Annotated in this window: 18 protein-coding genes; 4 read left to right on the forward strand and 14 right to left on the reverse strand. The window is 70.7% G+C overall.

Features of this window, described 5'->3' with window-relative positions; genetic code table 11:
* Positions 1 to 275: 275 nt before the first annotated feature.
* Complete coding sequence (locus tag Val02_RS32375) at positions 276 to 617, forward strand: DUF7668 domain-containing protein (protein WP_203903073.1); 342 nt, start codon at positions 276 to 278, stop codon at positions 615 to 617.
* A gap of 1 nt (position 618) precedes the next feature.
* Here Val02_RS32375 and Val02_RS32380 read toward each other — a convergent pair whose 3' ends face one another.
* Together Val02_RS32380 and Val02_RS32385 are read right to left on the reverse strand one after the other, a co-directional pair.
* On the reverse strand, positions 619 to 1,452 hold the full coding sequence (locus Val02_RS32380) for a hypothetical protein (protein WP_203903074.1): 834 nt from the start codon (positions 1,450 to 1,452) through the stop codon (positions 619 to 621).
* Positions 1,453 to 1,554: 102 nt separating this feature from the next.
* A complete protein-coding gene (locus tag Val02_RS32385) occupies positions 1,555 to 2,781 on the reverse strand; it encodes a TolB family protein (protein WP_203903075.1) in 1,227 nt (408 codons plus the stop codon).
* 201 nt (positions 2,782 to 2,982) lie between these two features.
* Here Val02_RS32385 and Val02_RS32390 point away from each other — a divergent pair, with 201 nt between their 5' ends.
* On the forward strand, positions 2,983 to 5,130 hold the full coding sequence (locus tag Val02_RS32390) for a hypothetical protein (protein WP_203903076.1): 2,148 nt from the start codon (positions 2,983 to 2,985) through the stop codon (positions 5,128 to 5,130).
* Between the two features lie 40 nt (positions 5,131 to 5,170).
* On the opposite strand, the gene Val02_RS32395 is transcribed toward Val02_RS32390, so the two are convergent.
* The 12 genes from Val02_RS32395 to Val02_RS32450 all read right to left on the reverse strand — a co-directional run bounded on the left by Val02_RS32395 (position 5,171) and on the right by Val02_RS32450 (position 23,964).
* Positions 5,171 to 5,767, reverse strand: coding sequence for a superoxide dismutase family protein (locus tag Val02_RS32395; RefSeq protein WP_203903077.1), 597 nt, complete (start codon positions 5,765 to 5,767; stop codon positions 5,171 to 5,173).
* A gap of 137 nt (positions 5,768 to 5,904) precedes the next feature.
* A complete protein-coding gene (locus Val02_RS32400) occupies positions 5,905 to 9,345 on the reverse strand; it encodes a WD40 repeat domain-containing protein (protein WP_203903078.1) in 3,441 nt (1,146 codons plus the stop codon).
* Positions 9,342 to 11,303 carry a hypothetical protein gene (locus Val02_RS32405; RefSeq protein WP_203903079.1) on the reverse strand — a complete coding sequence of 654 codons (1,962 nt, stop codon included), beginning with the start codon at positions 11,301 to 11,303 and terminating at the stop codon, positions 9,342 to 9,344. Before Val02_RS32405 ends, Val02_RS32400 begins: the two co-directional genes overlap by 4 nt.
* 1 nt (position 11,304) lies before the next feature.
* Positions 11,305 to 12,438: a caspase family protein gene (locus tag Val02_RS32410; RefSeq protein ID WP_203903080.1), complete on the reverse strand. Its 1,134-nt coding sequence runs from the start codon at positions 12,436 to 12,438 to the stop codon at positions 11,305 to 11,307.
* Positions 12,435 to 13,619, reverse strand: a complete 1,185-nt coding sequence (locus Val02_RS32415; protein WP_203903081.1) for a lipase family protein — start codon at positions 13,617 to 13,619, stop codon at positions 12,435 to 12,437. Before Val02_RS32415 ends, Val02_RS32410 begins: the two co-directional genes overlap by 4 nt.
* A 29-nt stretch (positions 13,620 to 13,648) precedes the next feature.
* Complete coding sequence (locus tag Val02_RS32420) at positions 13,649 to 16,297, reverse strand: right-handed parallel beta-helix repeat-containing protein (protein WP_203903082.1); 2,649 nt, start codon at positions 16,295 to 16,297, stop codon at positions 13,649 to 13,651.
* Entirely contained in the window at positions 16,294 to 18,543 is a 2,250-nt protein-coding gene (locus tag Val02_RS32425; protein WP_203903083.1) for a transglutaminase TgpA family protein, read from the reverse strand. The genes Val02_RS32420 and Val02_RS32425 overlap by 4 nt, the downstream gene beginning before the upstream one ends.
* A complete protein-coding gene (locus Val02_RS32430; RefSeq protein ID WP_203903084.1) occupies positions 18,540 to 19,652 on the reverse strand; it encodes a DUF58 domain-containing protein in 1,113 nt (370 codons plus the stop codon). Before Val02_RS32430 ends, Val02_RS32425 begins: the two co-directional genes overlap by 4 nt.
* 52 nt (positions 19,653 to 19,704) lie before the next feature.
* Positions 19,705 to 20,673 (reverse strand): AAA family ATPase, encoded by a 969-nt coding sequence (locus Val02_RS32435; protein WP_203903085.1) that lies wholly within the window; start codon positions 20,671 to 20,673, stop codon positions 19,705 to 19,707.
* A gap of 128 nt (positions 20,674 to 20,801) precedes the next feature.
* The gene (locus tag Val02_RS32440) at positions 20,802 to 21,878 is read right to left on the reverse strand and encodes a right-handed parallel beta-helix repeat-containing protein (protein ID WP_203903086.1); all 1,077 of its coding nucleotides are present in this window, start codon (positions 21,876 to 21,878) and stop codon (positions 20,802 to 20,804) included.
* A gap of 227 nt (positions 21,879 to 22,105) precedes the next feature.
* Positions 22,106 to 22,939, reverse strand: a complete 834-nt coding sequence (locus Val02_RS32445) for an NAD(P)H-binding protein (protein WP_203903087.1) — start codon at positions 22,937 to 22,939, stop codon at positions 22,106 to 22,108.
* Positions 22,936 to 23,964: an NADP-dependent oxidoreductase gene (locus tag Val02_RS32450; protein ID WP_203903088.1), complete on the reverse strand. Its 1,029-nt coding sequence runs from the start codon at positions 23,962 to 23,964 to the stop codon at positions 22,936 to 22,938. The genes Val02_RS32445 and Val02_RS32450 overlap by 4 nt, the downstream gene beginning before the upstream one ends.
* A 79-nt stretch (positions 23,965 to 24,043) precedes the next feature.
* On the opposite strand from Val02_RS32450, the gene Val02_RS32455 reads away from it, so the two are divergent.
* Both Val02_RS32455 and Val02_RS32460 read left to right on the forward strand, forming a co-directional pair.
* On the forward strand, positions 24,044 to 24,850 hold the full coding sequence (locus Val02_RS32455; protein ID WP_203903089.1) for a helix-turn-helix domain-containing protein: 807 nt from the start codon (positions 24,044 to 24,046) through the stop codon (positions 24,848 to 24,850).
* A complete protein-coding gene (locus Val02_RS32460; protein WP_203903090.1) occupies positions 24,847 to 25,710 on the forward strand; it encodes a methyltransferase domain-containing protein in 864 nt (287 codons plus the stop codon). Before Val02_RS32455 ends, Val02_RS32460 begins: the two co-directional genes overlap by 4 nt.
* Positions 25,711 to 25,730 lie beyond the last annotated feature (20 nt).

Below are 25,730 nucleotides of genomic sequence, written 5' to 3' on the forward strand. Positions count from 1 at the left end.
TAGTATCGAGCGATGCCCGGCAACGCGGTTTCGGCCCGGCTTTCGCGCGCGGAGGCGCTGCTGGAGGTCGGCCGGCCGCGAGGTCTCGGCCGTGCCGGGCGGCGAGGCGCACAGTCCCGGGGCGCCGGACGCGTGGTGGATGCACCCGGGACGACGCCCGCGCCCGGGTGCGGCTGGCCGGGCTGGCACTGTGCGCGCTGACGGAGGAGACGAATCACCGCAGGCCAGCGGGACATTTGTCCTAGGGTCGGAACCCAACGGCTCCGGGGGTGGCAATGCGGGAAGCGATGTTGACGGCCGTCCAGACGCTGGTCGGCCTCATCGTGCGCGGGGAATACGACACGGCGGCCGCGGTCACCCGCGGGCGGCGACTCACCGCCGAGGAGATCCGGCAGGCGGTCACCGAACATCCCGGCACGCTCGTCAACCCGCCGGAGCACGTCTTCGACGAGATCGAGTTCGACACCGTCACCGGCTCGGAACCGCTTACCTACTTCGCGGTGTGCCCATTGTGGGATGCCGATGGGGAGGAGTCGGACCTCAGCCTCGAAGTGGAACTGGAGGAGATCGGACCGGGCTTGTACGTTCCGATCATCGCCAACCTGCACGTCATGTGATTCACCTCTGCACGAACGGCCGCAGCAGACTGACGTACTGCCGATCCGCGATCTCCGTCCGCAGCAACCGCTCCCGGCCGATCAACGCGACGAACGGACAGTCGTCGTCCTCGCCCGGCATCTGCTTCTCGGCGAGCTTGCGACCGGTCGCGACCTCGTACAGCGTGAGCCGGTAGGTCGACAGGTGCAGCGGCACCGTCATCGGTTCCGGCTCGTCGAACTTGCAGTCGCGCACCTTGCCGCCGGTGTCGAGCAGGTCCACGCACGCCACCAGCTGCACGGCCGGCGCGTTCTCGCCCGTCCAGGCGGCGCGCTGCGCCTCCGACGCGTCGTCCGGCCCGAGGAACGCCGACCTGATGTAGCCGCCGGTGGAGACGCTCGGCACCAGGATGCTGATCGGGTGCGGGGCCGGGCCGGCGTGCGGCGGGGACTGCGGGTAGTACCAGCCCTTGCACACCTTTTCGAGATCGGCCGCGGAACTCACCGCCACGGTGCTGGCGCGCGGGCCGGTCCCGACCGGGGAGGCGGGCGCCGACGTGGCGATGCTCGGCGCGGGGGCGGCCGCCTCGGCGACCTGCGTCGGCTCAGTGCCCGGCCGCGGAGCGCCCTTCTTGCCGGCCTCGACGGCGAGCACGACGGCGCCCACGCAGCCGAACAGCAGGACCGGAATGCACGCCACCAGCACCCAGCGCAGCGCCGTGGAACCGCGCCGCGGCTCGGGCTGGGGCAACGGTGCGAACGCGTCGAACGTCGCGGCCGCGGGGAGCGGCGGCTGAGCCGCGGGAGGCAAGGCCGGAGTGTCCCCGTCGGGGCGCGCGAATTCGTCGTGGCTCATCGATCGTTCCCCCATGGCTGAGCGCGAATGCGTGCTGCACTGTAAAGCGCATCCGGATAGCCGCCGCCCCGCGCACGCGGCGCGGGGCGGCGGCCGGATCGGTCAGGAGACCCTGGTGCGGAACACGTCGAACTCGCCGTTCGTGTCTCCCGGCACGAGCGTCGCGCTCTCCGTCTCCGACGCCACGTACCGCCCGTCGTCGGAGATGTCGGCCGTCTCCGAGCCGTAGAACGCGTCGTCCGGCGGCGTGACGGCGACGCTGTTGCGCCCGGTGAGCCGGTCGAACAGGAAGAACGACACGGGCGCCGACGGCGTCTGCGCGACGAGTTCCCGCGAGGAGGAGTAGTAGACGACGTACCGGCCGTCGCCGCTGATCCGCGGGGTGAGCGACACCCCGGACGCGGGCCGGCCGGCGGTGTTCACCGACGCGACGGAGGTCGTGCCGGTGGCCCGTTCCCACAGCAGCACATCGCTGTCGTGCTCCCCGCGGTTCTTGCTGTAGGCGATCCAGTTGCCGTCGCCGCTGATCGCCGGTGCGCCGACGCCGTCGACCGACGCCGCGGAGACGGGTGTCGTGGTACCGGCCCAGCGGTCGCGGACGACGACCCGGCCGTCGACGGAGCCTCCGAGGACGGACGAGCGGGTGCGGAAGGCGATGTACCGGCCGTTGTCGCTGATCGTCGGTGATTCCGAGTCGCCGGCCGTGGTGGTGTACGGATAGGCCGGGTCGATCGACACGACCGACAGCGACCGGACCAGGTTGTCCCACAGGTAGACGTCGCGGCTGCCGTTGCGGTCCTGGGGCAGCGCGTCACTGGTGGAGGTGAACACGACGTACCGGCCGTCGGCGCTGAGGTCGGGTCCGTCGAACCAGTAGGAGTTCGGGCCGACGCGGGTGGTCGTGCCGGTGCCGCGGTCGCGCAGGTAGGTGCCGCCCGTGGTGCCCGCCGTCACCGCCGCGGACGACGTGAACGCCACGTACCTGCCGTCGGCGCTGACCCGCGGCAGGTTGGAGTCGCCGTACGGCACGGCGTTGCCGTCCGGCCCGACGCTGATCAGCTCGGTGGTGCCGGTGGCCGTGTCGCGCAGGTACACGTCGTCGGCGTAGTTGGTGTCGGCGGGTGCGAGCCTGCTCTCCGAGCTGAAGACGACGTAGCGGCCGTCGGCGCTGATCGCCGGTTCGCGGGAATCGTCGTCGCCCTCGGTGCCGTCGGTGCCGACGGACACCCGGATCACCGCGCCGATCTCGTCGGCGTGCGCGGGTGTCGCCGCGACCAGTGTGACGACGGCGCCGAGTACCGCGCCCGCGTATCGTGCGGTCGTTCGCAAGAAAAGCCTCCCCGTGACGTGTGTCGATGCCCGCGCAATGATGCCGCATGATCGAAAGCTGGTCGACACAAATCCGGTCGCGGCGGCATCGATCGCACTGGCAAGCCCTGAGTCAGGAATTTGACACAGGTAAATGTGATCAGGCTCTAGCATCGTCGCCGACGGCTCACGGAGAGTCGTCGATCGATGCCTGGAGGTGCAATGTCCGGATTACACGGGGGTGCCCCGTGGCGCGCGCGGTGCCTGTTGGCCGCCGCGATCGTCGCCGCAGGGGTGTTGGCCGGTGTCCAGCCGGCCGCCGCCGACTCGCTGCGCTACCTGCGCCCGAGCGGCTGGGCGTACACGGATTCCCGCACGCCGCACACGCCGTATCTCGACAAGACGGTCGACGCGCCGGTCGGCGCCTGGCGCGACGCACGCGGCAAGGTGCACCGTTCCCGCGCGTATTTCGCCTATGACATCTCGTCCTACCGGGGCCACCGGATCGTCGGCGCCCACCTGGTCCTCGGCGAGGTCCGGGTCAACAACTGCGACGCGGCCCGCGACCTCGAGATCTGGGCGACCGACCCGATCCGGCCGCGATCCACCTGGGCTCACCCTCCGCGGGAACGCGCATTGCTCGGCCGGATCGGCCCGATCGACAACACGGTCTGTCCCCTGGGCTACATCGAGTTCGACGTGTCCGCCGCCGTCATCGCGGCCGCACTGGCGGCGGGGGAGTCGACGCTGTACCTCGGCATCCGGGTGCCGCACGCGCGGGAGGCCGATCCGGCCTACGGCCGCCACCTCAAGCGCGACCCGGGCATCTCGCTGCACTCCAACGCCGTCCCGAAGACCCCCGACAACGTGCGGCTGGGCATCAAGTCCTGCGCCGGCACCGAACTCGCGATCGGCACCGCCCGCCCGGAGGTGCGCGCGTTCCTGTCCGACCCGGAGCCCAACCCGTACGACAGCACCTGGCTGCGGCCCACCGTGGCGATCTGGCCGCTCGACCATCCGGATCAGCGCCGCGAGTGGGAACTGTCGCAGTCCCCACCCGAGCTCGACATGCAGTGGACGGTGCCGGAGGGCGTACTGGTCCATGGCGGCCGTTACGCGCTGGCGGTCCGCAGCCGGGACGCGCACGACGTCTCGCCGTGGAGCGCGGAGTGCCGGTTCTCCGTCGACACGGTGCGGCCGGCGGCGCCCAGCGTCTCCTCGCCGGACTATCCGAACGAGAACTGGCCCGGCTGGGGCGGCCCGGGCCTGGCCGGCGCGTTCACGTTCGACCCGAACGGCGTCGCCGACGTGGTCGGCTACGGCTACGAGTTCCCCGGCGGGCCGTACCGGGAGTTCGTGGCCGCACCGGCCCCGGGGGCGCCGCTGACGGTGCACGAGGCGCCGCGCGCCGCCGGCCCCACGTGGATCTACGCGTGGAGCATCGACGCGGCCGGCAACCGTTCCGACCGGGTGCAGCACAGCTTCTGGGTGCGCGACAGCGCGCCGCGCATCACCGACACGGAGCCGGACGGCTGGGTCGCTCGGGCGCGCGACGTGGTGTTCCGGCCGGGGGAGCTGCCGCTGGCGAACTACACGTACCGGCTGGGTGACGGCCCCGAGCAGACCGTCGCGGCGGCCGCGGACGGCACGGCGCGGGTCAGCGTCACGCCGCCGCTCGACGGGGTCACGCTGTCGGTGTACGGCACGTCGGCCGACGGGACGCGTTCGGGGACGGCGTCGCTGCTGCTGAAGGTGAGCACCCGCCCGGTGGTGACCTCGCCGCAACTGCCCCACCCGCAGTGGGACCAGCTCCCGCCGGGCGTGACGGCGAACGTCACCTTCGCCCCGCACATGCCGGGCGTCGTCGGCTACGTCTACGAGGTCAACCGTGGGATGAACGACGCCCTCCCGGCCCGGACGGTGGCGGCCGGTGCGGACGGCACGGCGACGGTGGACGTGGCACCGCTGCGCTCCGGGCAGCACACGCTGCACGTGCACAGCGTCACCGCGGACGGAACGGCGTCGGAGACGACCGTGTTCGAGTTCTCCGCGGACTACGCGTTCCCGGAGGTGAGCTCGCAGGAGTATCCCGAGTGGGGTCCCCCGTCGGGCGGTGTGGGCGTGCCCGGCACGTTCACGTTCCGCTCGTCCGCCGTCGACGTCGTCGGCTACACGTACTCCTTCAACGACGGCCCGGAGCAGACGGTGAACGCCGCCGAGGACGGCAGCGCCGCGCTCGTGTGGACGCCGACGGAGTACCCGCCGGGCGGCTGGATCAACCTTCGGGTGCGCTCACGCAGCGCGAACGGCTACGTCTCCGACCCGTGGGTCTACTCGTTCGTGATCAATCCACCGGCGTCGACGGGCTGACGCGCCAGGGCCCGGCGGTCCGACGGGGGCCGCCGGGCCGCTACGCGGGCAGGGTGAGGCAGGCGGCGCGCGGCCCCGCCGTCCCCGCCCTACCCGGCTCCCGTTGCGTCTGCTGGGCGTGGACGACCAGCGACCGCGCCGACTGCCCGGGGCCGAACGTCCACGGCTGCGCCGCGGTGACCCGCGCCGCGCCCGACCCGTCGGCGGTGAAGTCGAGCCACACCTCGTTCACCGGGTTGGCGAACGACGGATCGACCGAGGGCGGCGACGCCGCGGCGGCCGGATCGGTCTGATGCTGGTGGTGCGGCCCCGCCGCGGTGCCGTCCGCGCCGCACGGCTTGACGTGCAGGTGCGCGCCGTACGCGCGGTTCGGCACCATGCCGGTCACGTTCAGGGTCACCTCGGTGCCCTTGCCCGCCACGGCGACGGTGACGGTGGCGGTGGCGCCGGCCGGCACGACCGCGGGGTCGTAGGTGACGGCCCTGTTGTCGCCGCCGGGTGCGGCGAAGCTCCCGTTCGTCGTCGACACCTGCGACGGCTTGGGCGGTTCGGGTGCGGACGCCGGTTCGTCGCCGCACGCCGCGGCGGTGAGCAGGACGCCGGCGAGCGGCAGGATCGTGGCGAGGAAACGGCGCATGAGAACTCCAACGACGGGTCGGGCGACGTACCCGAGTACACATCGATGAGGATGCCCGTGCGGGGCGATGTCCTCTTGCGGCCGTGGGCCCGGACGGCCGTCGCGATCGCCGCTCCGGCCGAAAGAGCCTCCCGAGGTCAGGCAGCGCAGGTGTCGCGGTAGGGCCGGTCGTGGACGTAACGCCTCCACTCGTCCGGATCGAGGCCGCCACCCGCCTCGCGGCACGCGAACTCGCGCGGATCTCGCACGAGATCGACGATATTGCCGAGGTCCCAGACGATCGCACGGCCGTCCGCCGATCCGGTGACCACGCTCCGGTCCGCCGGCCCGAATGCCGCACCGGACGCCGGACCGGTGTGGCCGGTGAGAGCGGCGAGCTGGTGGGGACGGCGGGGGTCGGCGAGGTTCCAGACGCTGATCGTCCAGTCGTTGTCGGCGATCAGACCCAGACGTCCGTCGGCGCTGTAGGCGACGCCGGTCACCGCCTCGGCGTGCCCGGCGATGCTCGGGTTTCTGAACGGCTGCGCGAGATCACGCAGGTCCACGTTGCGCACGACCGCCTGGTCCCGGCCGGCGATCATCATGCCGGACCCGTTCGGTGCCACGGCGAGACTGATGACCGGACCGACCTCCGCGGGATAAGCGGGATGGTGGCGCGGGTTCGAGGGATCGGTCAGGTCGGTAAGACGGATCGTTCCGTCGTGGCCGCCGGTGGCGACCAGTGTGCCGTTGCGCGCGAAGGAGACTGAGGACACCGTTCCCGTGTGACTCGCCAGGTCGGGGCGGCGGACCGGACGCGCGGAGTTGGTCAGGTCCCAGGAGTGGACGGCTCCGTCTTCGCCGCCGGTGACGAGGACGAGCCCGTCGGGACGGAAGCGCATGACCGAGATCGGGCCCTGGCGGTCCGGGATCTCCTTCAGGCGTTGGGGATTCCGCGGATCCGACACATCCCACAGGGTGACGGTGCCGGTGCTTCCGGCGGTGGCGGCGACGCTCCCGGCGACGGCCGACGCGGTGACGGATGTTCCGGGTGTACGAAGGCGGGTCAGGCGGCGGGGTTCACCCGGTACAGAGGTGTCCCAAAGGACGGGTTCACCGTCGGTGCCGACGGTGATCGTCAGGTTGCGTTCGGCGGCAACGACCGGCGGGGCCAGCGGACCGGTTTGCGGAGCGAGTTCACTGCTGATCCTGTAGCGCTCGTTACCGGAGACGTTCCACAGCACGACCTTGCCACCTTGGCTGCCGATCAGCGCGGTGCCGTGGTCCGGGCTGAGCGCGGCGGAGAGAATCGGGTCGCCGTTCAGCGCGAGGACCGCGCGTGGTCGGACCGGTCTGGCCGTCAGATCCCAGACGACGGCTTTCTCATCCTGTGTGATGATCACGGCCCGCTGATCGGGTGTCCAACCGACGGTCCCCAGATCCTTGCCGGTGTCGGCGGTGAGCCTGTGTTCCTCGGGCTCGGGCTGATCGAATCGGGTCAGTAGCGTGACAGCACCTCCGGCGCGGACGAGGGCGGCGAACCCCGCCGGGCCGTGTGTGGTGCTGTAGCTGGCAAGGACAAGGCCCGTTCGTTGCCGGACGAGAACTGCCTTCGGCTGCTTCGGGTCGGTGATGTTCCAGATCGCCAGGCCGGTGCCGGCGCCGACGAGGACCCGGTCGCCGTCGTCGTCGAGCGCGACGGACCCGCCGCCGTCGCGGTCGGACCGGAAAGCGGCGATCGGACGATCGGTGGCGACGTCCCGGATCAGAACAGTGCCGTCGGTGCAGCTGACCACCGCCCGGCGTTCGTCATCGCTCAGATCCATGGCGACGACGGCATTCTCGCCGGAACCGCCGACCGGGCAGTCGATCGTGGCGAGGGTGGCCGGTGCCGTTCGGTCGGTGATGTCCCACACGGCGACGCGTGTCGTCTCCGCCACCATCACGCGCCCGCCGGAGTCGCCCAGGGCCAGAGCGCGGACCGCCGATCGGGATGTGGAGTCGCGGGGGCCGGCGTATGTTCCCAGAACTTTGGTTTGTAAAGGGTCCGAGAGGTCCCGGACGACGACTCCGCGGTCCGTGACGGTCAACGCCAGGCCGTCGGGGCCGAGTGCGACCGACGGCACGGCGGAACTCTCGACGGTGGCGAACCGCTGCCTGTCGGCCGTGATGAGTGCGGAGATCAGCCGAGCCTGCACGTCGGGACTGTCCATAATGGACGCCGCGGCGATGCCGAGGCGAAGCGCGAGCCGGGGCTGTTCCCGCCGCGCGGTGTCGGCGCGATCGAGCAGCGCGGCCGCGAGGGCCGTGTCCGCCTCACGCTGTGCCGCTTTCCGGAATGTGTCGATGGCGTCCGAGGCGAACCGCACTCCCGCGATGCCGGCCAGGAGAATCACCGCCGCGAGCGCGGCATTCCCCAGCCGCGCGGGCACCCATGCGGTGGCCTTCCTGCGGGCTTCGCGGGCGGAGCGCGCCCAGGAGACATTCAGGCCACCGGGAACGAACCGCTCGGCGCCGTCACGGTCGGCCGCCGGAGCGACCACCGCCCACCCTCGGGTCTTCGCGGCATCGAACTTGTCCTGGAGCCCGTCGACGGATCCGATGCGGCCGTCGTCCGTGACGGTGCCGGTGATGGCCGCTCGGTCACGGAACGCGCGCAGGGAAAGGGTTGCGAGCGCCCGGCCGACCCGCTCGTCGCCCTGGACACCGCTGAACGCCACGGCGAAGGCCGCACCGAGGGAACCACCGCGGATGAGCTGTCGAGACTCCCCGTCCTGAGTGATGGACCAGAGCACGCACGGCGCGTCGGTGCGCCGGCCGAATCCGAACGCCCACGCCGCCGTCAGCGAGGTGAGGAACGCATCGTCGGCACGGACGAAGGACATGGTCCGCGGGTCGGGGTAACACCCGGCCGGGCCGCCGGGAACCATCGCCAGATGGAGCTGTCCGGTCGCGCCGGGCTCATCGGTGTCGCTGCTGTCGAAGAGGAGCCGTACGGTGCGCCGGCTCGCGACGGCGGTGCGACCGGACATCATCGCGAACTGGATCGCGATGAGTGCGGTGGCGGAGTCGGGAGCCTGCCCGTCACGCAGGTCGAGAGCCGCCGGACACAACTGCGGATCGGGATACAGGCCGCTGAGGTCGATCGGTGCCGGCAGCCGGGGCAGGACGTTGGTGGTCCGCCAGTGTGCCAACGCTTCCCGGCACGCGCTACGGCGTCGTTCGATTGCCTCCGGCCCGGCGCTGCTGTCCCGGGCTACGGCGACGGCGGCGACCGCGAGGGCGGCATCCGCAACGGTAGGCAGCGGCGAGTTCTGCTCGACCGCTGTAGGACCGAGCGCGTCGGCGATGAGCGGATCCGCCCCCGTGTACCAGGCCAGCACCCGCTCCGGTGCGACGTTCGACGCCTGTTGGCACGCTCCCCACCACAGCCGGTCGGCGAACCGATTGCGCAACTCGATCGGCGTGATCGACGATGCGGTGAGCACGTCGCTGCGGTATGTGGCCATGAGCGTGTCGAGGCCGGTCAGGGTGTCCGTATCGGTGGCCGGATCGGGGTTGCCCGCTCCGTGCTTCTTCCGGCTGCGCCTACCGATCACGACGGTCCCGTTTCCGGAAAGTCCGACGGCAGGCCGGCCCGGACGGCGGCGTCCAACTGCGGGAGGTGGCGCGCGATCACCAGCCATGAGTTTCTGGTCTCCGGCGAGGCCGCCATCCGCACCGCGGCCGTTATCTCCTCCTCCGGCAGGTCGGTGAGCACCGAGAGGGGCTGGATCTCGGACCCTCGCCAGGAGCCCTGCCCCGGCACGAAACCGTCGAGTCTGATCAACGAACTCGTGGTGGCGGAACGGCTCGCGGCCATCGGGACCAGCGCCAGTCGCGTCGATCCGTCGGGCATGTCGTACTCGATCTCCACCACTCCCGGCAGGGCCGGGTCGTTTCCACGCCGGTTCACGACCTCCACCGCATAGGTCGCCCGAGATCCCTGTCGCAGCACGAACATCAACTGTCCGCTGGGCGACCGGACCCGCAGCAGTGCCTTGGCGTCCGGGGTGTTGCTGGTGTGTGCTGCTTCCGAGATGGGCATCGGCAGCACGAACGTCGGCGCCTGGAAACGTTGCCGCGACTCCCGCAGGACGGCGAATTCCCAGTCCCCGGAGGGGATCCCGGGAAAGAGGCAGCGGCCGCGTTCGTCCACCCGCGCGAGGTGATACGTGATGGTGCCGGTGCGCAGTTGCAGGGTCGTTCCGGCGAAGCCACCCGCGTTCGATGTCCGGTCGCGGAGTAGCAGTTCGATGTCGAATGCGCCCGGTGCGGTCGAGGCGGTGACCCTGGCCACCACCGTCACCGCGTCCACATCGGCCTCGAACCGTCCGGTCGCCTCGCCGAGGCCGAAGGACTCCAGCGAACGCAACGCCTGGATGAGCGGTTCCCGTCGCATCGGCCGGGCGTAGGCGGCCGGTGGTGACGAATCGCTCGGGGTGGCGCCTGTCGAGGGGAGGCCGAGCGTGAAGGTGGTGAACGGCCGGTCGGGTTCGAGTCCGGTCGAGACGTCCCGGTCGGGCGCGTTCGGGTCGGCGGCGGTGAAGGTCGTCAACGGGGCCGGAACAGACGCGCGAAGATACGCCCCGAGCCGTTCCCGAAAGGCGCGTGCCGTTGTGGTGTCGAGAGCCGACAGATGTTCGAACAGCAGCCGCAGTCCGTAAGCCACCAACGGGATTCCGTTGTCGGCCGCGCGCAGTATCTCGGCGCTGATCTCGGAAGAGGTCGTTTCCCGGGATTGCATGAGCCAGCAGGCGTTCAGCAAGGCGGTGTCGGCGGAGTCCGGATCGTTCCAGGCCAGCGTCTCGACCCAACTCTCGGCGCGGGGACTGCCGGTCCGCAGAAGGTAGTAGCCGGTCGCGAGATCGAGCAGGCGGGTGGTTTCGGTGTCGGCGAGTATTTCGGCCACGATGACTCCGGCGGCTATGAGATCTCCCTGGTCGAGGTAGCCGAGCAGGGTCGCCTCCGTCGCCGGGGTCGGTGCGAGGTGCCATAGCGGCGGATCGCCGCCACGGTAGGCGATCCGGACCGAGGCGTCGCGCGGAACGAGCCCGATCAGCGGCGCGGCGCCGCCACCGCCGACCTGGATCCCAAGGCTTCGGCCGGATCCGGTTCGGGCGGCTCTTGCCGTCACGGACCATCCCGCGCTCCGCTCGGCCTCCGGGGGCAGGTCGGCGGTCCAGCCGCTGTGGGACTGTTCCCATCCGCGGATCCATCCGGTCACGCCGGCACCGCCGCGGGCGCCGGGCGCAGAGGCCGTCGCGGTCCGTCGTTTCAGTCGGACAGATTCGGTGGAACGGGCTGAGCGCACCGCGATTCTCGCCTCCACGAGGTCGTGTGAGGGCAGCCACCCGCGCGCCAGGTAGTGTCCCGCCGCAAGTTCGACCTGAGTCGGTCGGCCGGAGCGGATGACGGTGCGGGTCGCCGTGGTGAGGCGCTCGTCGACGATCTCGATGACGGCCACGATGGCACCGATCGGTGCGTCGTCGTCGAGTTCGAGGCTGACCAGCGCCATGTCAACTCCCGTTCACCGGTAGGTCGAACTCGATGTGCGGCGGTAGCAGGTGCAGGTCGGCGCACTCGTCCTTGAACCTGCCGGAGAACGTGGCCTTCATCCGGTAGTAGTCGGCCGGTGCGTCACCGTCCCACGTGCCCGGATGCGGATCGGGCGCGTACAGCGCGGGCCGGTCGGGGGCCTGCAGCGCCAGCTTCGCGCCCGAGGAGGCGTGGCGGGGATCGAAGCCGAGCCGGAACGGCACCCGCGGTGGGCTGTCGAGCCGTCGGACTATGCCTCCCGTCGGGGTGCCGTCCGCGTGTGCCAGTTGCACGGGATTGCCGTGGTGCAGCCACCGCAGGATTCTGTTCACGGTGGGCACGATCCGGTCGGTGGCGATTTCCCAGTGCGGATAGCTGATGCGTTCGGCGGCGAGGCCGTCCAACGCGGCGAGCAGTGCAGTGGTGAACACCGTTGGCCCGTCGGGCAGGCCGTGTGCCTTCGCGCCGGGCATGGTCGCGAACATCATCACGCAGTCTCGGACTTCCCGACGGATCTGCTGCGGCACGGCGGCGGAGGTGATGAGTTCGCCGACCTCGAACAGGGCCGACGGAATGCTGCGGCAGGCGTCGATGTACCAGCATTGCGTCCCGGCTAGGCAGCTGCTCAGTTCGCGAACGATCTGGTCCAGCCTGACGGCGTTGTGGAAGAAGGGCCGGTGCGGCTGCCCGACGTCCTCCAGCAGTAGGAGCTGATCGGTGACTGCACTGCCGTGTCCGCTGAAGAAGAAGAACGATCTGTTGTCCGCCCGGTCGTCGCAGCGGTCGCGCCAACGGTAAAAGCTGTCCCAGAACTGGCCGCTGGTAGGACGCTCGATCGAATCGCTACCCGTCTCGTTCGCAAGCGGGGACGCCAGCAGTTCGACGCTCCCCAGCGGCGCGACGGTGTCCTGGCTCTGTGCCCGGATCAGCCACTCGACCACCCGGTGCGCGGAACGCGGGGGCGACGAGACCGAGGTGAAGTGCTTCGCCAACTTCCTGGGAAGGCCCGGCCGTGCGGCCACGGCGGTGCTGTCGCAGAAGGGATACCGGCCCACTCCCACCACGAACGCGTGCGTCTGCGGAGCCGGACGTTGCCGGTCGTAGACCGTGGTCACTGCGGTTCCGTCAGTCGTCGGGTCAGCCGCGCGTGGAAGTGCGGTTGGTGAAGATACGCGGTGTGTGCCCACAACGCGCCGGACGGATAGGTGTAATCGCTGACGGACCCGAAGACGGGAGCGGCGCGATAGGCCAGCGGGTCGGACCGATCGAGCACGTTGAGCCAGCGCCCGACATTGCTCGGCGTCGAGGCGTACGGTTCGTCGCCGTTCGGGACGTCCGCGCGACTGGCGCGGAACAGCTTCAGTTCCTCGAAGAGGCCGACCTGGGTGCCGATGGTCACGAGCAGATCCACGTGCAGGTCGGGGCGATAGTGGGTGAGCAGGTCGTACATGATGTTGCCGCCCATGCTGTGCGCGAGGACGATCAGCGGCTCGCCGTCGTCGGCACCGGCCACTGCCTCGTCCAAAGCGTCGGCCACGGTGCGCACGATCGGGCCCGGCGATTCGGTCGTACCCCGCTGGGCGAGGTAGATCAGGACATCGCCGAGCAGTAGGGAGACCCGAGGGCCGGCGAGCGCGCGGACGAGCCCCACCGTCGGCCGGGTCGCCATGGCGACGCACGACCTGCGGATGGCTGCCAGCCCGTACCCGAGCTTCTCCCTGATCGAGTCGGACCCGCCGAGCGACTCGTATGTGCCGTCGCGGGGAGTGTCGGAGAGAACCTCCGTGTCCAGCCGCTCGACGAACTCCTCGTCGTCGGTGACCTCGTCCAGCCACGGGTACCGCTGCGGCTCCGTAGCCCGCGGAAAGCGGGATTCCCGGCTGTCGGTGTAGCGCACGGCAGCGGCAGCGAACTCGTCCAACGACGCCGGATCGGTGTGTGTGACAGCCGCCGCGGTGAAGAGCGCGTCCACCGCATCGGGCATCGAACGACGCGCGGTGTTCAGCAGACAGGTCTCCGGGTCGTCGCCGACGTCGACGAGAGCCCCGGGCAGCAGTTCCTCGACGTCGGCGTCCCCGCCCAACTGCTCCGTCTCCGAGGACGGGAAGGAGGCGAATCCCCAGCGGGCCTGGGCGGCCTGATCGCCCCACACCGGGTTCAGGATGCGGGTCCGATCGGGGGCGGCGAACAGCGCCGGGATCAGGAATTTCCGGTACAGCCCGTCGCGCAGTGCGGTACCCGCTTCGTTATCGTCGCCGGACCGGTTACCCACGCCGTGTACGTGCACCAACGCCATGAATCTCTCCGATGCTCGAACTGGGCCGGTCATGTGCAGACGACGCCGAGACAACCGTTGGGGTCGCCGGCCGAGTCGTTTCCGCCGCCGTCGGTGACCGCTCCCGACGCGACCTCGATTCCGAAATCCGCGTTGTTGCGTGTCGTGTTGTCGCGGACCACGACCCTCGGGTCGGACAACCCGAAGATGTGCAGGCCGTCGTTGACCGGCCTGCCCGCGCCGTCGCGAAGACCGCCGGAATCGTGCCCGTTGCCGTCGAACGTGTTCCCGGCGAACTGGTTTCCGGGCATCGACGTCAACGGTTCCTGTCTGATCTCGTAGACGAGTCCGGCGGCGCGGTTGTTGCGGAAGATGTTGTTGAAGATCTTGGTGCCGGCATTACCTGCCAGATTGATGTCGACACCGATCCGGTTGCCCGCGAAGGTGTTTCCCTCGACCCAGACGTCCGGTGCCCACCCGAGGTTCAGGCCCGTCTGCGCGTTCTGGAACGTGCTGCCGGTGATCGTCGCTCCGACCGAGTTGTTGTCGATTGCGACCGTGCTGCCGGACAGGGTGCCGTTTTCCAGTACGAAGCCGTTCGACTCGTTCAGGGACAGGGTCGAGTCGGTCATGGTCATGCCACGCGCCGAGGCGCCGTTGCCGCGGATGCTGACGGTGACGCCGGTGAAGGTGCCGCCGATGATCGCGAAGCCGGTGCTGTTGCTGAACAGCCGGATCTCGCCGCCGTTGACCGTGACACCGGTGAGCGAGACGTCGTCGGCAGGACTGCCCTTGATCGCGGACTCGGTCGCGCGGATCTCCCCGCCCCTGATGTCGAGACCCTCTGTGCGCCCGGAGCCGGCTGAGTTCGTGTTTATCGCGACGGGATTGTTCAGGAACCTGATGTTCTCGACCCGGTCGTCCACGGCCACGGTGTCGAGACCGACGGCGAACCCGCGGATCGTCCCGTTGCGGATGGTGACGTTCGCCTGGCCGGTCATGGTGATCGCGGCACCGGAGCCGTCGCCGCTGATGGTGTGTCCGTCGAGGTCGACAGTGATATCGCCGGCTCCGATGGTGAGTCCGTTGCCCGCACACGCCAGATCGGCCCGCAGGACCACGCTCGTGCGCACCGTTTCTCCGCAGCGGAGCGGCGGCGAGGCCGGCAGCACCGTCAGCGCGACGGACTGCTCGTCGTGCCGCGTTCCCGCGGAGATCGAGAGCGAGACCCGGTACTCGGCCGGGGCCGTGAACGTATGGGTGAAGGTGGCCGTGGCGGCCGTGGCCTCAGTGGCGTCCGTTGCCGCTTCGGCGACGCGCCACTGCCAGGTGTCCGGCGCGGCCCCGGTGACGTCCGCCGCGAAGGTGACCTGCTGGCCGACCTCTGGAGACGACGGTGTCACACGCAACCTGGTGATGCCCGGCGGTGTCTGCGGTGCCGAGGCGGTGCCGCTTCCGGGACCCGGTCCGGAGGTGCGAACGGCAGGCGCCGAGCCGGTGGCGGCGACGGTGTTGCTCCGCCTGGCCGAGGGGGTCGGTGTCGGACTGGCGGTGGGCGATGCTGTAGGTGCTGACGTCGGGCTCGGGTTCGGCAATCGGGTCGGGTCGTACTTGTTGATCCGGCGGATCTCGCCCGTCGTGGAGATTGTTCCCGCGCGTTCGCTGTCCGGGTCGTTGAAGAACACCTGTCCGTCGCGAGTCAGCAGTTCGAACCGGATCGGACGCGGCGACAGCGGTTCGGTGGTGCGGGCCGTGCCGGCCGCCACGTCGACGATGTGCACCGTGCCGGCGGTCCGGTCCGGCAGGAGAACGTGGGTACCGGTCTGTACGGCGGAAGGAAGGTCAAGGCCGTCCGGCAGCCGGACGGTCGTCGAGCACGAGCCCGTCGCAAAGTCGCAGGCGATGACGGCAGGCGGCGACGGGGACAGCACGATCACCCGCGCGGCGTCGGGGGATCCGAGAACGACATCCCCGGCCGATCCGGGCAGCGGCAGGGTCCGCTCATCGTCCGCGTTGCCGACGCTCACGAGAGTCGCCGTGCGACGTAACGGGTTGAGCACGACAGGATGCCCACCGGCCATGATGAGGCGGCCACCGCCGCCGGCCCGCGTGTCGTCGGTCGGCTGACGGTGCCGAAGCGGGCCACCACCGATGCGGCGGCTCACCCGGCCCGTGGACCGGTCCAGGATCCACACGCCGTCCCGATCGGCGGCGAGAACGGTGTCGTCGCCCGGCAACGGCGTCGCCCTACCCAGCGGTTGCAAGGTTCCGGGGTCGAAACTGCGCAGGATCCGGCGTTGTTTGTCGACGACATGGAGGGCGTCTCGGGTCGCGTACGCCTCCGACAACCCAGCGCCGTCCAGCACCGATGTCGATGATCTGGCCAGGGTCGCCCCGTCGACGCCGACCACCCAGCCACGGCCGAGATCGACGCCGTATCCGTGATGTCCCTGCTGGGCCGTCGTGAACCCGCCGCCGGGGCCGGTGATCGCGACGCTGGTCGCGACGGTGGTGGACGCGCCGTCGAGCAGGGTCAGTTCGCCGACCGCGCGCGAGGTCAGCCAGGCGGACCCGGCCAGCATCGTCGGCTTGACGGCCGGGGCCGTGTACCGCAGTCCGAGCACGGTCATCGCGGCCACGACCGCCAACCCGGTGAATCCGGCCGCCGCGGCGCGCACCCGGCGTCGACGACCGCTCATGATCTACCCGCTCCCTCCGACAGGCGGCTCCGTACGGCGCGGGTAGCGACGAGCGGTCTCACGTCGAACCACGCCACCGGCTGCCGCAGCCACCACCAACCTCGGTACAGACCACGGCGGATGTCACGTTCGGCCGACCACGCCCATGCGCCGTCCGAACGGGCCAGGAGGTCCGGTGCGAACACCGCCGTCGTCGCCTTCTCCGCCAGCGATTCGATCGCGGGAACGCGATTCCCGAACGAATGCCGGGCGGCCGCTGCCAACTCGTTCGGCGTCATCGCCGGCGGATAGGTGACCCGCCGTTCGATCAGGCGCTCGGTCGTCTCCTCCCAAGCACCCAGCACCCGCCCGGCCAGATCCGATCGGGCACGCCGGCGAACCCTGCGCCACCGTTTCGCGACCACGATGGAGACCGCTACGACGCCGGCGGCGAGCACCAGACTCCACGCGATGCGCCGAAGGACGCACCGCAAGGCGCACGACGATGGGGGATCGGGGCTCTTCGACGAACCGGGGACGGAGGCCACCGCCGTCTCGGGGACCGAAGCGGCGTCGGTCGGCACGGCGGTCGGCGTCGGCGTGGGCACCGGCTGTTGAACGGTGTCCGGCCGACGGCGCGTGTCGTCCGTCGGATCGAAGGTGACCCAGCCGTATCCGGGAAAGTGCACCTCCGCCCACGCGTGGGCGTTCCCGGTGTCCACGTCGACGTCACCGGACTGCGTCGCCGCGACGCGGTATCCGACGGCGACGCGGGACGGATAGCCGAGCACGCGGGCCATGACCGCGAACGCCGACGCGTGCTGCTCGGCGTACCCGTCCCCTTCGACGGGATTGTCGGCAGCGAGCATCCGCCCGATCCGCGCATACGAGTGCCCAGGTGGTGCGTCCGTGCGATAGGGGAGCCCGCGCAGGAACGTCTCCAACGCGACCAGCCGACCCACGGGCCGTTGCTCGGTGCGGGCGATCCGGTCACACAGCACGGGCAGCAGTGGTGGAAGTCCGGGTGGCAGGGCGCGGAATCGGTCGAAGTCCGGGCCGGAACTCGGTCGTGCGTCGCGGGTCGGCAGCCCCGCACCGCGATGGGCACCGGTCACTTCGTAGCCGAGGCCGTGCAGATCTGTCGAGGCGGCGATGAGTGTGCCGGCCGCACGGCTGAAGCCGACAGCAGCGGGCGCACCGTCGACGTGCCGCAGAGCGGTCGGCCACCCGAACGCCGGCAGAAACGGGCCGGTGAGGCCGTCGATGACGATGCGGGCGGTCGTCTCCCGTGGGCGGGACAGCGCGTCGTCACGGGCGAGCCGCGCGCCGGCCACCAGGTAGGTGGTGCGCGACGTCCAAGTGGCGCCGTCGAAGTGTTCCAACGCGGCGAGCCTGATCCTGTCCGCGGCACCGCGCTCACCGGACAGGACCCGCATCAAGAAGAGCCGGCGGCGGGGCTGTTCGACCAACTGCGGCTTGATCAGCGCCAGTGGGGTGATTCCCGGCGGTGTCTGCACTGTCGCGGGACGGAGAGGACGCGGGTCCATTCGTCGTTCCCCCGAAACAGGCCATCCGGCGAAACCGCCCGCCGCGCCCACGGCCACCGCGACCACGACGGTGGCCGAAATCCCCGCCAGACGCCGTTCGCCGGCGGCGTGGGCAGCGGCCGGCAGGACCAACCGTCGCGTGCGGCGTCCCCGCACGGACCGCACGGCCACCAACACCAGCGCACAGGCCAGGAACACGACGGTAGACCGCGCGTGGACGACCGGCGTGCTGGCCACCATCACGAGCCCGATCAGCAACGGTGCACACAGCGGCACGAGCGGCAGCAGCACCGCGTCGGTGCGCAGCACCAGCAGCGCGGCGGCCAGCGTGGCGAACCAGGCGATCAGGACCGGCGTCACCACCAGCTCCGGCGACGGGTCCGCCGGTAGACCCACGGAGAGCATGCGGGCCCAACCACCGGCCGCACCCCAGGCGATCTGTCTGAGTCTCGCTGCCGTCAGGGGGTCGGACAGCACCGGACCGACGGAAACCGCGACGGCTCCGACGGCGCCGCACAGAGCCGTCGTCCGGGCACGCCATCGCCGCCGGTGCGCCACCCACGCCACCACGGCCCCGGCGAGCGTCGCGCACACCGGCGGAGCCAACCACGCGGTGCCCGTGAAGAAGCCCCGATAGAGCAAGCTCGCGTCGAGGACGGCCACCACGACGGCGACCAGCTCCACGGCGTGGCCGGACAGATGGCTACGGGCGCCTTTCATGTCGCGGTCCCGGCGGCGTTGGGCATCGCGAAACCGGCACTGGTACGCACCGTTCGCAGCGAGACGTGGTGTCCGACCCGGACGGTCCGCGACGAGGTGTCGCCGATCGAGATGACCAGCACGTCCAGGCCCGGTGATCCCCAGTGGCGGATTGCCGGCAACTCATCGGCGGAGAGCCGGCCGGTGACGACGACGGCCCGGGAGGCGCCGGTCACGGCGAGAGCCGCCGCCACCGGCCGCAGCGGTGTCGTGTCAGCGGCCGGTGCGGCAGCGGCGAGGACGTCGAGTGCCGCAACCTCCGACGTCGGCCGCACCACACCGGTCGACCACCCGCCTTCGTGTCGCCGTCCCAGGAACAGCTCCAGGTGCAGACCGACGCGAAGGACCGCCGCGCTCACCGAAGCCGCCACCCGCACGGCATCCTCGAACGCCTCTGCGGGGTAGCGGTCCGGACTCGGGTCGAGCACAACCAGATGCCCGGGAACGTCCTGGACGGCGGAGTGCCGCACGGTCAACACACCGGTCCGCGCCGTACTGGCCCAATGGATCAGGCGGGTGTCGTCTCCGGGCACGTACTCGCGAACGCTGTGGAAGGCCGTTCCCGACGGCACCGGCTCGGCGCTTCCGCGTTGGTCGCCGGTGATCGCACGGGTACCTGCCAGGCCGAGTGGGTGCACCCGGGGATGCACGATCAGAATGGTGTCCGAACCGGTACGGGTGCCCCGCCGCACCAGACGCATCGGATCGCCGCGGCCGATCCAGCAACGGGGAATGACATGGATTCCTCGGCGCGGGCACGGCAGGTCATATCCGTGCACCCTTTGCCGCGTACCGGGCGGGAGATTGTCGATCGCGAACATGACGGGCCCCTCCGGCAGGAACTCGACGAGCTCCAGCGACACCGCGCGGCGGCCGGTGTTGGAGATCGACAGCCTGCATCCCACCGTCGTGCCTTCCGCGACCCGGGTCGACCGCAGACGTCGATCCACGGAGACCTTGAGCGGCAGGCAGAGCCGGCCGGCGGCCGTCAGCAGCAGCACCGCGCCGCTGAGGCCGATCGAGACGAGTTCCGGGTAGTCCGTCGACACACCGATCAGTACGAACGTCATCGATGCCGCACCGATCGCCGCACCGATCCCGGTCGGCCGCGGTAACGTCCGATCACGGTCTACGCGGGACAGCCACATCGTCGATCACCTTCTGCAGAATGTCGTCCGCGGCCTCCTCGCTCGACAACGCCTCCTGGGCCAGGATGAGCCGGTGCGCGAGAACATGCCGGGCGACCGCCTTGACGTCGTCCGGGGTGGCGAAGGAACGACCGGCGGCCGCTGCGCGGGCCTGCGCCGCCGCGGCGACCGCGATGCTGCCGCGCGGACTGACCCCGAGCCGCACCGCCGGATGGGTGCGGGTACCGGCGGTGATCCGCACGATGTAGTCGGTCAGCGCGGAGCTGACCCGGACCGTCCGCACGAAGGCGATCATGGACCGGACCTGAGCGATCCCGACGACGCGGTGCAACAGCTCCGGTGTCGTTCCGGTGATTCCCTGACTGACGACCTGCATCTCGTCCGCATGCGACGGATAGCCGATCGATATCCGCATCAGGAAACGGTCGAGCTGAGCCTCCGGCAACGGATAGGTGCCCCGATGGTCGGCAGGATTCTGCGTGGCTATGCAGAAGAACGGGTTCGGCACCTTGTGGGTCCGGACGCTGATCGTCACCTCGTTCTCGGCCATGACCTGAAGCATCGCCGACTGTGTGCGTGGAGCCGCGCGGTTGATCTCGTCGCCGAGAACGATGTTGGCGAACACCGGACCCTCGCGAAAGCGGAACTCGCGTCCGTCCGGATCGAATATCTCCACCCCGGTGATGTCGGACGGCAGTAGATCGGGGGTGAACTGGACGCGTTTGAAAAGCCCACCCTCTATCGAGCCCGCGATAGCCTTCGCAAGCGACGTCTTGGCGACCCCGGGAATGTCTTCGATGAGCAGGTGCCCGCCGGCGAACAGGCATGTGAGGGCCATGTTCACCACCTCTGGCTTGCCCTTGATGAAGGATTCGATGTTGAATCGGAGGAGTTCGAAACACGCCTTGAACTCGTTGGCGGAGATCGGTGTCGAAACTTCCACGGTTGAAGCTTGTCCCGTGCTGTACTTCGCCGCATCCCCCTATCGGCCACGCCGCCTGGGCGCACTGTATGCGACGGATCGCTGATCGACGGCGATGTTCATTCCGGGCGTACCGTCCGTTCTGCTGATCAGGTGCAGGTCACGCCGAGGCAGCCGAGCGGATCTCCGGCAGAGGTGTTTGCGCCGCCGTCGACGACGGTTCCCGGATCGGCGAAGATCGCGTACCCCGCGTTGTCGCGGGACCGGTTCCGGGCGATGAGTGCGCCGTCGCCCGGCGGAAGAGAGACGTGCAGTCCCGCGGAGACGTTGCGGCCCAACCGGTCTGTGCGCCCGTCCGGTCGGAAGCCGTTGCTGACGAAACGATTCCCGGACACGGTCACATGAGTCTGATCGCCGACAGCCGCGGCCTGCAGGAGTACGCCGGCCGCCCCGTTGCGAGCGAACCTGTTGTCGCCGACGAACGATCCCTGCGACTCGGCGAGGGTGCCGGCCGGCTGGATCAGCAGGCCGACCGAGTTCGAGGTGAACAGGTTTCCGGTTACCCGGGTGTTCGTGGTGATGTCGATCAGCGATACGCCGGTGTCGGTGCCGCTGAATGTGTTGCCCCGCACCTGTGCGTTCACCGAACCGTTGGACAGGGTGACCGGCGACCGTGTGAAAGAGCTGTCGGTCAGCGTCAGGTTGTTGGTCTCCCTGACGGACAACGGTGCGTTTCTGAAAACGTCGCGAACCAGGCCCGGCCGGAATGTGCTGTTGAGAAGGCGAACCGGACCTTCGGCAATCTGCGAGTCGGAGACGGTGAGGTCACGGCTGGCCCGCACCTGCGCGTTCTCCGTGTTTGAGAGTAGTGCGCCGTGGTCGAACCGGACCCCGATGGTGCTCTGCAGGCGCAGTCCGACAGCGTTTCCACGGAGGCGAATGTTGGAGAGAGTGGTGCTCTCCGCCGACTCCAGATAGACCCCCGAATCGAAACCGGCGACGGTCCCGTTGCGGACCACGATGTTGCCGCCCGGCACGCTCTGGGTGATTCCCGTACCACCCGCTTTTCCGATGATGGTGTGACCGCCCAGGTCCACGGTGATCGAACCGGCGCCGAGGACGAGACCATCACCGGTGCAAGTGAGGTTTCGGGTGAGGGTGACATCGGCGGTGAGAACAGAACCGCAGCTGATGGAGGCGGCCGCGGCCGGCAACACGGTGATCATTTGTAAGGCAAGTGTGGCGGCGGCGACGGCACACAAGTGTCGGCCGCGAGAAAACGATACGGGTCGTAAACTCATGTCCACTCCTCACGCAGGGCTGACGGCCACGAAATTAGCGGCCCCGGATGATCGGCCGGTCGCATTGTCGGCACCGAGACACGGACCTCTCGAGGTTGTGCCGAATTGCGCAGGTCGTTCGGACGGAGCCGCTGCTTTCGTCTCCGGACGGCCTACGGCCGCCAGGAATCCGCCGCGTCGCGTGCGAAGTCGGCGAAGTCCGTCGCCGTGCGGCCGAGCGCCCGTTCCACCCCGTCGGCGACGGCCGCCTCCCGGCCGGTGCGGATCGGCGTGAGCCCGGCCGCCCAGAGCGAGGCATCCGCGCGCGGCCAGCCCTGCGCCGCCAGTTCCTCGACGAACCGCTCCGGCGGCACGGCCACGTAGCGGGCGATGCGGCCGGAGACCCGTTCGATCTCGGCGAGCGCGTCGGCGACGGTGAGCGCCCGCGGGCCGGACAGTTCGTAGATCTCGCCGGCGTGCCCGTCCCCGGTGAGCGCCGCCACGGCCACGTCGGCGATGTCGCCGGTGTCGACCCAGGCCGCCGCGCCGTCGCCGGCGGCCAGGCGCAGTTCGCCGCGCAGGACCGGGTCGCGGAAGAACCCCTCGCTGAAGTTCTGCGCGAACCATCCCGGGCGCAGGATCGTCCAGCGCAGACCGGTCGCGCGGAGGGCACGTTCGTTCGGCGCGTGGCTGCCCGCGCCGTCGTAGCCGTCGCCGTAGTAGCCGGGCACGTCGCTGCCCCGGGCCGACAGCAGCACCAGCCGTTCGACGCCGCTCCGCTCGGCCGTCGCGAGGAACGCGGGCACCGTCGTCGCGTCGTCCGGCGGCGCCACGTACACACCGGCGATGCCGTCCAGCACCGGTGCCCAGGTGGCTTCGTCGGCCCAGTCGAAACGCCGTTCCCCCGAACGGGAGGCCGACCGGACCGGGACGCCGAGGGCCCGCAGCCGCGCCACCACGGCCCGGCCGGTCTTGCCGGTACCACCGACGACGAGGAACGGTGTCATGCCCGCTGCCCGGCGTCGAGACGGACGAGCATCTTGCCGGTGGCGGCGCCGTTCAGCACGCCGATCAATGCTTCGGGGGCGCGCTCCAGGCCGTCGACCACGGTCTCGGTGGTGTGCAGGGAACCCGCGCGCAGCCAGCCGGCCGCGCGTTCGATCCACTCGGGGAAGCGGTGCAGGTGCGAGGTCACCAGCATGCCCCGCATGGTCACCTCCTTCCAGTACGCCTCGAACAGGTTGTCGGGGCCGGGCACCGGCGCGGTCGCGTTGTAGCCGCTGATCGCGCCGACGAGGGCGAAGCGGGCGCCGGGCCGGGCGGCGCCGATGGCGGCGGCGAGGTGGTCCCCGCCGACGTTGTCGAGGTAGACGTCGATGCCGTCGGGTGCGGCGGCGGCCAACTGCGCGGCGATCGGGCCGGCGTGGTGGTCGAGGGCGGCGTCGTAGCCGAGGTCCGCCAGGAGCCGCTTCGCCTTCTGCGGCCCGCCGGCGGAGCCGATGATCCGCGTTCCACCGAGAAGTTTGGCGACCTGGCCGGCGACGCTGCCGACCGCCCCGGCGGCGGAGGAGACGAAGACGGTGTCGCCGGGGCGCACCGGCGCGATCTCGGTGAGCGCGACGTAGGCGGTGAGGCCGGTCGTGCCCAGCGGGCCGAGGTACGCCTGCGGCGGCACCGCCGCGACGTCGATCACCTGCGCGGCGGCGGCGTCGACGACGGCGAGGTCGCGCCAGCCGAGGAAGTGCGACACGGTGGCGCCGACCGGGATCAGGTCCGACCGGGACTCGAGGACCGCGCCGACGGCGCTGCCGTCGAGTGCGACATTCAGCGGGAACGGTGGGAGGTACGACGGCGCGTCGTCCATCCGCCCGCGCATGTACGGGTCGACGGACATCCACGTGTTGCGGACCAGGATCTGCCCCTCGGCGAGCGGGGGAACGGTGCTGCGCACGAGTGCGAAGTGCTGCGGGCCGGGAACGCCGTGCGGCCGGCCCGCCAGCCGGATCTCCCGGCCGGTGCGATCGGATGTCATGCGGGACAGCATCTGCGGCGGATCATGACCCAGCCAGGCTCCTGGGTTGGGTACCCAAGAGCTGGCTACCCTTGGCGCGGTGGACCTCCGAGCCGAGCTGAGCGCCTTTCTGATCTCCCGTCGGGCACGGCTGCAGCCGGCGAGCGTCGGCGTGCCGGACTACGGCGGACGCCGCCGCGTGCCGGGGCTGCGCCGCGAGGAGCTGGCGCAGCTCGCCGGGGTCAGCCTCACCCACTACACCCGGCTGGAGCAGGGCCACGGCCGCAACGTCTCCACCGAGGTCGTCGACGCCGTGGCCAGGGCGCTGCGGCTCGACGCCGACGAGCGGGAACACCTGACGAACCTGATGCACCCGCCGCGGGCGGTCCCCGATCCCGGCGAGCCGACGGTGCGCAAGGACCTGCTGTGCCTCATCGACGGCATGCCGGACTCGCCCGCGTTCGTGCACGGCCGGCACGGCAACATCCTGGCCCGCAACGCCCCGGCCGGCGCACTGCTGGGTGCGGCCGGCGAGTCCTGGCCGCACCTGGTCCTGGTCGACGGCCCGTTGCGCTCGATGCTCGACGATCACGACCGCGAACTGCTGGCCCGCCGGCACGCCGCCTACCTGCGGCTGTGCCTGAGCCGCTATCCGGGCGATCCGGCACTGGTCGCGCTCGCCGGGTCGCTGCACGCGGCGAGCGCCGAGTTCCGCCGGTTGTGGGCGGAGCACGAGGTGGCCGACTGGTCGAGGGTGACCTGCCGGCTGCGCCACCCGGTGGCGGGCGAGATCGTCGTCGCCGTCGACGTGATGCGGCCGAGCGGGGAGCCCGGCCAGTGGGTCGTGACGTTCACGACGGAACCGGGCTCACCTTCCCAGGCGGCGCTGCGCGGGCTGGTCGGATGACCTCCGCGCCCCGCCCACCGGATGCCGACCGCCCGGGGTACCTGCTGGACAACGCGCGCGCCGAGGCGGGCGAGCGGTTCGGGTGGCTGGCGGAGCTCTTCGACGGGGTGACGCGCGGACACGTCGAACGCCTCGGGATCGGGGCCGGCTCGCGCTGCTGGGAGGTGGGCGCCGGCGGCCGCAGTGTCCCGGAGGCGCTCGCGGCGGCCGTCGGCCCGACCGGGTACGTGCTCGCCACCGACATCGACCCGTCGTGGCTGGCGGCGGGCGACGGCTACGAGGTGCGCCGGCACGACGTCGCCGCCGACCCGCCGCCGGAGCCGGGAACGTTCGACCTGGTGCACGCCCGGCTCGTGCTGGTGCACCTACCCGACCGGGCCCGGGCGTTGGCCACGATGGTGGCCGCACTGCGGCCCGGCGGCCGGCTGCTGGTCGAGGACGCCGACACCGCGCTGCAGCCGTTGGCGTGCCTGGACGACAGCGGTCCGGCGCAGCGGCGGGCCAACCGGCTGCGCGACGCGGTCCGGCAGTTGCTGGTGGGCCGTGGCGCGGACCTGCGCTACGGCCGCACCCTGCCGCGCGCGCTGCGGGAGGCGGGCCTGGTCGACGTCGCGGCGGCGGGCTTCTTCCCGCTCGGCGGGCCGGCCTGCGACCGGTTGGAGGCGGCGACCGTCCGGCACGTGCGCGGCGAACTCCTCGCGGCGGGGCTGGCCGACGACGCGGAGATCGACGCGCATCTGGCCGCGATCGACGCCGGCGAACTCGACCTGACCCTCGCGCCGCTGATCTCGGCCTGGGGCCGCCGGCCCGTCGATCCGCTCACGCCGCTCTCCCGCCCGGCGGTCACCGCCGCCGCGTAACGAAAAGCGCCGCTCACCCC

It is taken from the genome of Virgisporangium aliadipatigenens (assembly GCF_016863615.1).
Taxonomy (GTDB): domain Bacteria; phylum Actinomycetota; class Actinomycetes; order Mycobacteriales; family Micromonosporaceae; genus Virgisporangium; species Virgisporangium aliadipatigenens.

Bases quoted from the DNA above. Each gene is read 5' to 3' on its own strand.
- Val02_RS32380 (WP_203903074.1), bottom strand. From the start codon at position 1,452: ATGAGCCACGACGAATTCGCGCGCCCCGACGGGGACACTCCGGCCTTG.
- Val02_RS32415 (WP_203903081.1), bottom strand. From the start codon at position 13,619: ATGGCGTTGGTGCACGTACACGGCGTGGGTAACCGGTCCGGCGACGAT.
- Val02_RS32445 (WP_203903087.1), bottom strand. From the start codon at position 22,939: ATGACACCGTTCCTCGTCGTCGGTGGTACCGGCAAGACCGGCCGGGCC.
- Val02_RS32375 (WP_203903073.1), top strand. From the start codon at position 276: ATGCGGGAAGCGATGTTGACGGCCGTCCAGACGCTGGTCGGCCTCATC.
- Val02_RS32430 (WP_203903084.1), bottom strand. From the start codon at position 19,652: ATGACGTTCGTACTGATCGGTGTGTCGACGGACTACCCGGAACTCGTC.
- Val02_RS32460 (WP_203903090.1), top strand. From the start codon at position 24,847: ATGACCTCCGCGCCCCGCCCACCGGATGCCGACCGCCCGGGGTACCTG.
- Val02_RS32395 (WP_203903077.1), bottom strand. From the start codon at position 5,767: ATGCGCCGTTTCCTCGCCACGATCCTGCCGCTCGCCGGCGTCCTGCTC.
- Val02_RS32420 (WP_203903082.1), bottom strand. From the start codon at position 16,297: ATGAGCGGTCGTCGACGCCGGGTGCGCGCCGCGGCGGCCGGATTCACC.
- Val02_RS32425 (WP_203903083.1), bottom strand. From the start codon at position 18,543: ATGAAAGGCGCCCGTAGCCATCTGTCCGGCCACGCCGTGGAGCTGGTC.
- Val02_RS32440 (WP_203903086.1), bottom strand. From the start codon at position 21,878: ATGATCACCGTGTTGCCGGCCGCGGCCGCCTCCATCAGCTGCGGTTCT.
- Val02_RS32450 (WP_203903088.1), bottom strand. From the start codon at position 23,964: ATGACATCCGATCGCACCGGCCGGGAGATCCGGCTGGCGGGCCGGCCG.
- Val02_RS32405 (WP_203903079.1), bottom strand. From the start codon at position 11,303: ATGGCGCTGGTCAGCCTCGAACTCGACGACGACGCACCGATCGGTGCC.
- Val02_RS32390 (WP_203903076.1), top strand. From the start codon at position 2,983: ATGTCCGGATTACACGGGGGTGCCCCGTGGCGCGCGCGGTGCCTGTTG.